The following is a 10,970-nucleotide window of genomic DNA, read 5'->3' as shown; positions in this document are numbered from 1 at the left end:
GGGTAGGTCTACCCATTCCGGCTCGCCCCGGTGCCCATGAGGCTTTCGTCGCCGGGCGTCATCGGGGCGCTCCGTCTCAGAGGAGACCCATGATTTTTCGTGTCCTGATCGCCGCCGGCGTCGTTGCCTCCGGCCTCGCGGTCGCGTCGCCGGCAGAGGCGGCGCCGCTCTGGTCCAGCTGCTTCAACACGAGCAGCGGCAACCGCGTGTGCAACGTCATCACCTCCAACACGGAGAACAGTCGGGCGATCGCCTGGCGCGACAGCGTCCAGAACCTCACGCGCTCGACGATCTCCGCCACCTGCCAGGCGGAGACCTCCAAGACCTTCACGTGGGGTCTCAGCGTGTCGATGACGGCGGAGATGAAGGCGCCCATCTTCGGAGGCATCCAGACCACGGTCAACCCGAGCGTCCAGCGCTCGACGACCACCGGCTACGTCACGTCGGCGACCTTCAGCGTCCCTGCCGGTGCCACCCGGCACTGTGACCGCGGCACGGTCCGGGAGCGGGTGAAGGGCTACACCAAGGTCGGCTACTACTCGGCGGGCTCGGGAGGCTGGAACTACACCTACTGGTCGGCCCAGGCGCCGACCTCTGCACGGTGGTGGATCTACTGACTATGCGGAACGCTGCCCTTGTCGGCGGCCTTGCTGTTGCGGCCCTCGTCCTCTCCGCCTGCGCGGAGGACGGGGGCCGCCCTGCGGCCGACTCGACGGCTCTTCCCAATGACGCAGCCACGGCAGCCGCACAGGCTCCGCTGCGAGAGCTCGCGCCGCTGCTGCCCGAAGAGGTCGAGGTCGGCCGCGCGGACGGGACCGGCGACCGTACGAGCGTGATCCGTTCGTCGGCGGACTCAGCCATGGTCGTCTACGGCGTCTGCGCTGGAGGTGCTGCCCATGTCGTCACCGCCCCTGGCACCGCGATGACGCTCACCATTCCGTGCGACGGCGTCGTGTCACGCTCCCAGCTCATCCTCGTGCCCGGCACGGACCTGCCGCTCGACATCGCCGGCGACGGCGGAGCGTGGCGCCTGCTCCTGACGCGCCTTCCCGGCTGACGTCCTGCGGATAACCGGTGAGTAACAGTTCGGGATGATTCCCGCTATTGGACACGTGGTCGCCCTAGGGTGACGCCGATGTCCGCGTTGGCGGACCACGAGCGGTGAAGGGGAAACATCGTGCGGAAGATCGGTTCCATCGCGGCTGCGGCACTGATTGCTGGTGCAGCGCTGACAGGCTGTGCGACCAAGGAAGACTCCGGCTCGACGGCCAAGGGCACCGACAAGCCCTGCGTGGCGCCGAAGGGTGACGTCAAGGTCGGCCTGGCGTACGACGTCGGCGGTCGTGGCGACCAGTCGTTCAACGACTCCGCCTACCGCGGCCTGCAGAAGGCGCAGAAGGACCTCGGTGTCACCGGCGAGACGGGTGAGGCTGCCGACGGCGAAGCCGAGTCGGCGCGCGAGGAGCGCCTCCGCTCGATGGCCGACAACGGCATGAACCCGATCATCGGTGTCGGCTTCGCCTACTCGGCCTCCGTCAACGAGGTCTCCCCGGACTACCCCGAGGTCTGCTTCGCCGTCATCGACGGCTTCGACCCCGACGAGGACCCGAGCGGCAACGTCGCCTACCTCGGCTTCGCCGAGCAGGAGGGCTCCTACCTCGCCGGCGTCGCTGCGGCCCTGAAGTCGAAGACCGGCACGATCGGCTTCGTCGGCGGCGTTCACACCGACCTGATCAAGAAGTTCGAGGCGGGCTACGTGGCCGGCGCGAAGTCGGTGAAGCCGAACGTCAAGGTCGTGGTGAAGTACATCCAGGAGACCGACCTCAAGGGCTTCGGTGACCCGGCCGGCGGCAAGGCCGCCGCGGCTGCCGCCATCGATGAGGGTGCGGACGTCGTCTACCACGCGGCCGGCGGCTCCGGTGCGGGTGTCTTCGAGGCCGTGACCGAGGCGAAGGTCTGGGCCATCGGCGTCGACTCCGACCAGTTCCTCACCGCCCCCAAGGCGCAGCAGAAGCACATCCTCACGTCGATGACCAAGGGCGTGGACGTCGCGACCTTCGACATGGTCAAGTCGGTCGTCGACGGCGAGCCGCTCGCGTCGTACACGACGTACGACCTGAAGGTCGGCGGTGTCGACGTCTCCACCTCCGGTGGGTTCATCAACGACATCAAGGCCCAGCTCGACAAGGCGCGTCAGGACATCGTCTCCGGCAAGGTGAAGGTCCCGACGGCTCCGTGACCGATGCCAGTGGCCCGGGTCAGGCGCTAGCGTCTGGTCCGGGCCACTGTCGTGCAAGGGAGAGTGTGCAAATGAGCGAGGAGAACCCCGCCGGCATCGTCGTCCGTGGTGTGACCAAGCGCTTCCCGGGTGTCGTCGCCAACTCCGACGTGCACCTCACGATCCGCGGTGGCACCGTCCACGCGCTCGTAGGTGAGAACGGTGCCGGCAAGTCCACCTTGATGAAGATCCTGTACGGCGTGCAGTCGCCCGATGAGGGCCACGTCGAGGTCGACGGCCGGCAGGTGAGGTTCGGGTCCCCGACCGACGCGATCGCGGCTGGGATCGGCATGGTCTTCCAGCACTTCATGCTGGCCGACAACCTCACCGTCCTCGAGAACGTCGTGCTCGGCGCGGAGAAGCTGCACGGCATCGGCGACGGCGCCCGCGACGAGATCCGAAGGCTCTCCGCGGCGTACGGCTTCGACCTCGACCCCGACAGGCTGGTCGAAGATCTCGGCGTCGGGCAGCGCCAGCGTGTCGAGATCCTCAAGGTGCTCTATCGCGGTGCGCGCACGATCATCCTGGATGAGCCGACCGCCGTGCTCGTCCCGCAGGAGGTCGAGGCACTCTTCGACAACCTCCGCGAGCTGCGCGCCACGGGTCACACGCTGCTCTTCATCTCTCACAAGCTCGACGAGGTGCTGGCAATCGCCGACGACATCACCGTCATGCGGCGCGGGACCACGGTCGGCACCGCCGACCCGAAGACCGTGACCCGGCACCAGCTCGCCGAGCTGATGGTCGGCACGGAACTGCCCTCGCCGGAGACGGGAGAGTCCACCGTCACCACCACCCCGGTGCTCACCGTGACGGATCTCGGCCTTGTCGACGAGCACGGCCGCGACCTGCTCCGTGACATCGACCTGACCATTCACCGTGGCGAGATCGTCGGCATCGCCGGCGTCGAGGGCAATGGACAGACCGAGCTCGTCGAGACCCTGCTCGGCATGCGCAAGGCGACCAGCGGCCGTGTCGTCCTGGGCAACGACGACATCACCCGGTGGTCGACCCGACGGCGTCGTCAGGCGCGTATCGGCTTCGTCCCCGAGGACCGGCACCGCCATGGTCTGCTGCTCGATGCCCCGCTGTGGGAGAACCGCATCCTCGGCCACCAGACCAGCCCGCTGCTCAACGCCCGTGGCCTGGTCCGCGGTCGGGTGGCCCGGGCCGACACCAGCCGGATCGTGGAGGAGTACGACGTCCGCACACCGTCGATCCGTACCAACGCGAGAGCGCTCTCCGGCGGCAACCAGCAGAAGCTGATCATCGGCCGTGAGATGAGCGGCGAGCCGGTGCTGCTGATCGCCTCGCACCCGACGCGTGGCGTCGACGTAGGTGCCCAGGCCGTCATCTGGGACCACATCAAGCGGGCCCGCGCTGCCGGGCTGGCGGTGCTCCTGATCTCGGCGGACCTCGACGAGCTGATCGGCCTGTCCGACCGGATCCAGGTGCAGCTGCGCGGCGAGCTCGTTGGCGAGTTCGACCCGGCGACCGTCACCCCGCAACAGCTCGGTGCAGCCATGACCGGCGGAAGGGAGGCGTCGTGATCCTCACCCGGCTCCGCGCCCTCGGCATGGTCGCCGTCGCGCCCGTCGTGGCGGCCCTCATCGCGATCGTCGTGACGAGTGCCGTCGTGGCCCTCTCAGGCGACGGCATCGGCCCGTTCTGGGAGGTCATGCTCTCTGCCCCCAGCAACCGCGACTGGGTCGCGATCATCAATCAGACCTCGATGCTCTTCCTCTCGGGTGTTGCGGCTGCCATCGGCTTCCGGATGAACCTCTTCAACATCGGCGTCGAGGGGCAGTACACCCTCGCCGCGTGGGCCGCTGCGTCGTTCGCGGGCGCTGCGCTCCTGCCCGGCACACTCAACATCTGGGCCTCGCTCGTCCTGGCCATGGCTGTCGGATCGCTCTGGGCCGGGCTCCCTGCCGTGCTCAAGGTGACGCGGGGGGTGAGCGAGGTGATCTCGACGATCATGCTCAACTCGATCGGCATCGGGCTGGTTGGCTGGATGCTCAACACGCGTGGCGAGCGTGCGGGCGATGGCCGGCGCACCGCCCCGATCCCGGACTCGAGCAAGCTCGTCGGGATCCAGCCGTTCGAGGCACGCGACGGCGAGATCTGGGCACTGGCTGTGCTCGCGATCCTCGTCGGTGTGGCGATGTCGCTCGTCGTCAACCGGACCCGGTTCGGCTTCGACCTGCGCGCCGCTGGCTCCAACCAGCCCGCGGCGGTCGCGTCCGGCGTACGCGTCAACCGGATGATCGTGATCGCCATGATGCTCTCGGGTGCGGTCGCGGGCCTGATCTGGATGCCCGCGCTGTTCGGGGGCGCGGACTACTACGGCTCGACGTTCCAGCCGCTGATCGGGTTCACCGGCATCGCGGTCGCCCTGCTCGGACGCAATCGCCCCCTCGGAATCGCGATCGGCGCGGCCCTCTTCGCCTGGCTCAGCGTCCAGGCCAATCCGCTCGAGGCGCAGGCCGGCATCTCGCCCTCGATCGTCAACGTCACCCAGGGAGTCGTGGTGCTGTCGGTGGTCATCGCCTACGAGGCCGCACGCAGGTGGCGCGCCGCAGCAGAACGGCGCGCCCTCGCCGCCGCGCTCGCCAGGCCGGCGGAGGTGGTGGCATGAGCAAGCCGATCCGCATCGCGCTCTGGGTGCTCTTCGCACTGACCTCGGTCGCTGTCGTCCGCGTCGCGACCGGTGCCCACGACCTCGACTCGCCCCGCAGCCTGCAGGCCGCGCTGGTCGCGACCTGCCCGATCCTGCTCGCCGCCCTCGGCGGCCTCTGGAGCGAGCGCGCCGGCGTGGTCAACCTCGGCCTCGAGGGCCAGATGCTGCTCGGGACATGGGGAGCGGCGTTCTTCACCTATCACGTCGACCCCTACGTCGGCCTGCTCGGCGGGATCGCGTTCGGCGTGCTCGGTGGCCTCGTCCACGCGTTGGCGACGGTCACCTTCGGTGTCGACCACATCGTTTCCGGTGTCGCGCTCAACATCATCGCGCTCGGCCTCACGACGTTCCTGGCCGAGGCGTTCTTCACCGACCTGTCCTCCGATCGAGGCACGGGCGGTCCGCGTCAGCTGACGGGCATCGACAAGCCGGCGGACCTCACCGTCCCCGGCATCTCGGAGCTCGCGGGGGACCTCGCCGGCAAGCACTGGTTCCTCGTCTCGGACCTGGCCAGCATCGTGGCGACCCTGACGACCAACCTGTCGGTCGTGACGATTCTCGCGTTGGCTCTGGTCGTCGTCACCGCTGTCGTCCTGTGGCGCACGACCTTCGGCCTACGCCTGCGTTCCTGTGGCGAAAACCCCCAGGCTGCCGAGTCGCTCGGCATCAACGTCATCCGGCACAAGTACGCAGCCGTACTGATCTCGGGCGGTCTCGCGGGCCTGGGTGGTGCCTATCTCGCCCTCGTCTCGTCGCCCGGCTTCACGACCAACCAGACCGGTGGGCGCGGCTACATCGGACTGGCGGCCATGATCTTCGGCAACTGGCGCCCCACCGGAGTGCTCATGGGCTCGGGCATGTTCGGCTACACCGACTCGCTGCGCCACCGGCAGGCGGATGCCATCCATGCGCTGCTCCTCCTCGTGGCGCTGTGGCTGCTGGTCGTCGTGGTGGTGCGGGTCGTCAGGCTGGTCCGTGCCGGCGAGCTGAAGGCTGGTCTGCTGCGTGGGCCTGCGATCCTGCTCGTGGCAGCCGTGCTCTTCGGGGTGTGGTTCGCCACCACCGAGGACGTACCGCGCGAGTTCACCGCGATGACGCCCTACCTCGCGACGCTGCTCGTGCTCGCCTTCGCGGCGCAACGGCTTCGCATGCCGGCGGCCGACGGTCAGATCTATCGCAAGGGGTCGGCAGGGTGACTGCGGATCCATGGCCCGGACTGCAGGCCGCCGCGACCGAGATCATGGCGCGCGCGTACGCGCCGTACTCCGGCTACCGGGTGGGTGCCGCGGCGCTCGTCGACGACGGCCGCACGGTGGTCGGCTGCAACGTCGAGAACGCGTCGTACGGCGTGACGCTCTGTGCCGAGTGCGGCCTCGTGTCGGCGCTGCACGCGAGCGGCGGCGGGCGCCTCACGCACTTCGCCTGCGTCAACGGCGACGGCGACCTGATCACCCCCTGTGGCCGCTGCCGCCAGCTGCTCATGGAGAACGGCGGACCGCAGCTGGAGGTGCTGCTCAGTCGTGGCCCGGTGCCACTCGACCTCCTCCTGCCCGATGCCTTCGGCCCGCACGACCTGGACGACCTGGAGAACCGATGACCACCTCCCAGCACGACGCGATCGAGGTGATCATCGCCAAGCGCGGTGGAGCCGCCCTCACCGACAGCCAGATCGACTGGGTGATCGACGCCTACACGCGCGGCGTCGTCGCCGACGAGCAGATGTCCGCGCTGGCGATGGCGATCCTGCTCAACGGCATGACCCGCCCCGAGATCGCGCGCTGGACCGCGGCGATGATCGCGTCAGGCGAGCGGATGAGCTTCGGTGACCTGGGGCTGCCGACCGCGGACAAGCACTCGACCGGCGGTGTCGGCGACAAGATCACGCTGCCCCTTGCGCCACTCGTGGCGGCGTGCGGGGTCGCGGTCCCGCAGCTCTCCGGACGCGGCCTGGGCCACACCGGGGGCACCCTCGACAAGCTCGAATCGATCCCTGGCTGGCGCGCCGCCCTGTCGAACGACGAGATGTTCGCACAGCTGTGTGACGTCGGTGCCGTCATCTGCGCGGCAGGCGACGGGCTCGCCCCCGCGGACAAGAAGCTCTACGCGCTCCGCGACGTGACCGGCACCGTCGAGGCGATCCCGCTCATCGCCTCCTCGATCATGAGCAAGAAGATCGCCGAGGGCACCGGCGCGCTGGTGCTCGACGTGAAGGTCGGCACGGGTGCCTTCATGAAGTCGCTCGCCGACGCGCAGGAGCTCGCGCGCACGATGGTCGACCTCGGCACGGACGCCGGGGTGCGCACGGTCGCGCTGCTGACCGACATGTCCACGCCGCTCGGCCTGACTGCGGGCAACGCGATCGAGGTCGCCGAGTCGGTCGAGGTGCTCGCCGGCGGCGGGCCGGCCGACGTGGTCGAGCTGACCCTCGCGCTCGCCCGGGAGATGCTCGCAGGGGCGGGCCGGGACGACGTGGACCCGGCGGACGTGCTCGCCAGCGGCAAGGCGATGGACGTGTGGAACGCCATGATCCGTGCCCAGGGCGGTGACCCGACGGCTGCGTTGCCGGTGGCACGTGAGTCGCAGGTCGTCGCTGCCCCCTCGTCGGGTGTCCTCACGCGCCTCGACGCGATGGCGGTGGGCCTCGCGGCCTGGCGCCTCGGCGCCGGGCGTGCCCGCAAGGAGGACCCGGTCCAGGCCGGAGCGGGTGTCGTGTGGCACGCGCGCCCCGGCGACACGGTCACCGCCGGTCAGCCCCTCTTCACCCTTCTCACTGACGAGCCGGAGCGGTTCGACCGGGCCCTGGCCTCCCTGGACGGCGGGTTCGACATCGCGCCTGAGGGCACGGCGTACGACGCCACGCCGCTCGTCATCGACCGGATCGGATGACGCCGATGACCACTCCTGCGCTCACCTTCGACGAGATCCGCACGTTGCCCAAGGTCGTGCTCCACGACCACCTCGACGGCGGCCTGCGGCCGGGGACGATCATCGACATCGCCACGGAGATAGGGCACCCGCTGCCGACCGCGGACCCCGTCGCGCTCGGGGAGTGGTTCCGCGACAACGCGACGTCGGGCTCGCTCGTGCGCTACCTCGAGGGCTTCGAGCACACCATCGCGGTGATGCAGACCCCGGCGCACCTGCGGCGGATCGCCCGCGAGGCGGTCGAGGACCTCGTCGACGACGGCGTGGTCTATGCCGAGCTCCGCTATGCGCCCGAGCTCTTCCTCCAGCAGGGCCTGACACTCGACGAGGTCGTGGCAGCCGTGCAGGAGGGCCTCGACGAGGGCGTCGCTGCTGCGGCGCAGGGCGCGCGCCCGATCGTCGTACGGCAGCTGCTCACGGCCATGCGCCAGGCGGCCCGCGGCATCGAGGTCGCCCGGCTCGCGGTCGCGTGGCGCGACCGTGGCGTGGCCGGTTTCGACATCGCCGGTCCCGAGGACGGCTTCCCGCCGACGCGCTTCCTCGACGCGTTCGAGTACCTCGCCCAGGAGAACCTGCGGATCTCGATCCACGCGGGCGAGGCGTTCGGGCTGCCTTCGATCTGGGAGGCCGTGCACCCCTGTGGTGCGGACCGGCTGGGCCACGGCGTACGCATCATCGAGGACGTCGAGGGTGACCGGCTGGGCACGCTCGCGGCGTACGTGCGCGACCGGAGGATCCCGCTGGAGATCTGCCCGACCTCCAACGTGCAGACCGGTGCGGCCGCGTCGATCGCGGAGCACCCGTTCGGCCGGCTGGCCGAGCTCGGGTTCCGGGTCACGATCAACACCGACAACCGGCTGATGTCGGCCACCTCGATGACGCAGGAGATGGCGCTCCTGGTCGAGGCGTTCGGCTACACGCGCGCCGACCTGGCCAAGTTCACCGTCAACGCGATGAAGTCGGCGTTCCTGCCGTTCGACGAGCGCATCGAGCTGATCAACACCGTCATCAAGCCCGGCTACCGCTGAGCCGGGCCCGCGGGCGCGCGGGGCGGCGTACAAGTCTTCACCGTGGTGGCGACTTGTGGGCCGCCGGAGCGCCCGGCCCGTCCATGTCTTCACCGCGGTGAAGAGCTCGACGCCTCAGAGCGGAGTCTTGCCGGGGAAGTGCGCGCGCCAGGACGGCGCCGGGCACAGCGGAGTGCCGGGCATGCGACGCGTGCGCAAGTGCCTGTGGATGCGTGCGACCGTCTCTTCCGGCACGTCGAAGATCCCCGTCGACGTCACGACGAGGATGCGCCAGTCGTCGTCCTCGATCGCCTCGCGTCGTTCGAGGTCCTTCTCCCACTGCTCGATCCGCTCGACGTGGTGCTTGCCGTCGTACTCGACTATCAGCCGGATGGAGGGCCAGCTCAGGTCGTACCTGCGCACTGGCTCGCCGTAAACGTCGCGGATGGTCAGGTTGACCACGGGCTCAGGAAGTCCGGCGAGGGCGATGAGCATGCGGAGGCGGGTCTCCATCGGCGAGTCGACGCCTTCCCGCACGTACGCCACAGCGACGCGGGCGGCACTGGCGTGGGGAGAAGTCGACGACGCGCAGTAGCGGCGCAGGGCCGAGAGGTCGACCTTCTTCTTGCGGACGAGCCAGTCGCCGACGATGACAAGGTCGACCAGCGTCAGTTGCGACGCGAGATCGACGAAACACTGGGCTGTCGTCGCGACGTGGCCGACCGGGGCCTTGTGAAACGTCTCCCCACCTCGCGCGACATGGCAGCGAACTCCCGAACGCCGAAATCGCCTCCCGCGCGTCGGGACCGTGATGTGTTCCTCCGGCAGTGGCGGCAACGGGCACCCCAGCCACCGAGCTGCGCTTGCGTGGCTGACAAATGAGCCGGGAGGCGCGATCAGGTGGAGGGCCTGCACCATGACCGCCGGCGACAGGGCGACGTCGGAGCTGAGATAGACGCCATCCAGCAGGCGGGTGAACCGAGACGAGCGCAGCTGCCGGTCGGTCAAGCCCGCCTTCAGCCCGGCCGCGCGTGTGAAGGGCGTGCGCGTGTCGAGGGCGTCGTCAGGAGCGGCCCGCGGTTCGTCGTCTGCCATGGAGGCAGGCTCGCGCATCCGGACCCGATGCGCTGTTGGTCATCCACAGGCAGGCTCGCCGCCGGGTCTAGATCTTCACCGCGGCGAAGAAATGGGCGGCGTGAGAGAGGTGCGGACGTCCAGGTCTTCACCCTGGCGAAGACCTGGACACGGGCTTTGGACGCCGCGCGCGGCTCAGCGCATCAGGAGGACGACGGTCTCCGCCACGCAGGCGGGCTTGTCGCCGCCGTCGATCTCGATCGTGTGCTTGAACGTCGCGCGCAGGCCGCTGCTGGTCTCCTCGACGTCGCCGAGCTTGACGCTCAGGCGGATGTCGGAGCCGACCGGGACGGGAGCAGCGAAGCGGACCTTGTTGAGGCCGTAGTTGAGCTTGGCGCCGGGGGTGGCGAGCTTGAAGATCTGCGAGCCGAGCCACGGGATCAGCGACAGCGTGAGGTAGCCGTGGGCGATGGTGCCGCCGAACGGCCCGGTCTTGGCGCGGTCGACGTCGACGTGGATCCACTGGTGGTCACCGGTCGCGTCGGCGAACTGGTCGACGCGCTTCTGGTCGATGGTGACCCAGTCGCTGGAGCCGAGCTCGGTGTTGGCGGCACCGGCCACCTCGTCCAGGGTGCTGAAGACGCGCATGAGACCTCCTGAAGTCGCTTCGGCGTGGGCTCGGCCACGCCCTCCGCACCGAACCTAGCGCCTGCGCGCGCCCGCCGGGAGGGTCTGGCGCGGCGACACGAGGAACCACGGGCGCGACCAGCCTCCGAGATCGAGGGTGCCGTCCACGAACTGCTGCTGGGTGAACCCGACCAGCTCGCCCGAGGCGGGTTCGTACGCCGTCGGGAGGGTGTCGGGGCGCGTGCCTTCCGTGGCCGCCACGAGGAGTACGACGTGGCGGGGGAGGCGGTCGTTGCCGACGTACAGCGCGACGGGGAACCCGGCAGCCACGGCCGCGAGGGCCCGGGAGAGCGCCTCGACGCGGTGCTCGGGCCGGACC

The 10,970-nt window shown here is 69.6% G+C and carries 12 protein-coding genes; 9 read left to right on the top strand and 3 right to left on the bottom strand.

Annotation, left to right across the window (positions count from 1 at the left end):
* The first annotated feature begins 89 nt into the window (after positions 1-89).
* The 9 genes from VLF38_RS12380 to VLF38_RS12340 all read left to right on the top strand — a co-directional run bounded on the left by VLF38_RS12380 (position 90) and on the right by VLF38_RS12340 (position 8,911).
* Positions 90-617 carry a hypothetical protein gene (locus tag VLF38_RS12380; RefSeq protein WP_325271551.1) on the top strand — a complete coding sequence of 176 codons (528 nt, stop codon included), beginning with the start codon at positions 90-92 and terminating at the stop codon, positions 615-617.
* Between the two features lie 2 nt (positions 618-619).
* Positions 620-1,057 (top strand): hypothetical protein, encoded by a 438-nt coding sequence (locus tag VLF38_RS12375; protein ID WP_325271550.1) that lies wholly within the window; start codon positions 620-622, stop codon positions 1,055-1,057.
* A gap of 120 nt (positions 1,058-1,177) precedes the next feature.
* Positions 1,178-2,239: a BMP family ABC transporter substrate-binding protein gene (locus VLF38_RS12370; RefSeq protein ID WP_325271549.1), complete on the top strand. Its 1,062-nt coding sequence runs from the start codon at positions 1,178-1,180 to the stop codon at positions 2,237-2,239.
* Positions 2,240-2,310: 71 nt separating this feature from the next.
* Positions 2,311-3,828, top strand: a complete 1,518-nt coding sequence (locus VLF38_RS12365; RefSeq protein ID WP_325271548.1) for an ABC transporter ATP-binding protein — start codon at positions 2,311-2,313, stop codon at positions 3,826-3,828.
* The gene (locus VLF38_RS12360; RefSeq protein ID WP_325271547.1) at positions 3,825-4,916 is read left to right on the top strand and encodes an ABC transporter permease; all 1,092 of its coding nucleotides are present in this window, start codon (positions 3,825-3,827) and stop codon (positions 4,914-4,916) included. Before VLF38_RS12365 ends, VLF38_RS12360 begins: the two co-directional genes overlap by 4 nt.
* Positions 4,913-6,154, top strand: coding sequence for an ABC transporter permease (locus tag VLF38_RS12355; RefSeq protein ID WP_325271546.1), 1,242 nt, complete (start codon positions 4,913-4,915; stop codon positions 6,152-6,154). Before VLF38_RS12360 ends, VLF38_RS12355 begins: the two co-directional genes overlap by 4 nt.
* Positions 6,151-6,555: a cytidine deaminase gene (locus VLF38_RS12350; RefSeq protein WP_325271545.1), complete on the top strand. Its 405-nt coding sequence runs from the start codon at positions 6,151-6,153 to the stop codon at positions 6,553-6,555. Before VLF38_RS12355 ends, VLF38_RS12350 begins: the two co-directional genes overlap by 4 nt.
* Positions 6,552-7,844 (top strand): thymidine phosphorylase, encoded by a 1,293-nt coding sequence (locus VLF38_RS12345; protein ID WP_325271544.1) that lies wholly within the window; start codon positions 6,552-6,554, stop codon positions 7,842-7,844. Before VLF38_RS12350 ends, VLF38_RS12345 begins: the two co-directional genes overlap by 4 nt.
* 5 nt (positions 7,845-7,849) lie before the next feature.
* Positions 7,850-8,911, top strand: coding sequence for an adenosine deaminase (locus VLF38_RS12340; protein ID WP_325271543.1), 1,062 nt, complete (start codon positions 7,850-7,852; stop codon positions 8,909-8,911).
* A 114-nt stretch (positions 8,912-9,025) separates the two neighbouring features.
* Here VLF38_RS12340 and VLF38_RS12335 read toward each other — a convergent pair whose 3' ends face one another.
* From VLF38_RS12335 to VLF38_RS12325, 3 genes are all read right to left on the bottom strand, one after another.
* Positions 9,026-10,003, bottom strand: coding sequence for an endonuclease domain-containing protein (locus tag VLF38_RS12335; RefSeq protein WP_325271542.1), 978 nt, complete (start codon positions 10,001-10,003; stop codon positions 9,026-9,028).
* Positions 10,004-10,159: 156 nt separating this feature from the next.
* The gene (locus VLF38_RS12330) at positions 10,160-10,612 is read right to left on the bottom strand and encodes a MaoC family dehydratase (protein WP_325271541.1); all 453 of its coding nucleotides are present in this window, start codon (positions 10,610-10,612) and stop codon (positions 10,160-10,162) included.
* Positions 10,613-10,666: 54 nt separating this feature from the next.
* On the bottom strand, positions 10,667-10,970 hold a 304-nt coding region (locus VLF38_RS12325; RefSeq protein WP_325271540.1), incomplete at its 5' end, for a hypothetical protein.

Source organism: Nocardioides sp. (assembly GCF_035481145.1).
GTDB lineage: Bacteria > Actinomycetota > Actinomycetes > Propionibacteriales > Nocardioidaceae > Nocardioides.
This window is presented reverse-complemented; position numbering and strand designations above follow the sequence as displayed.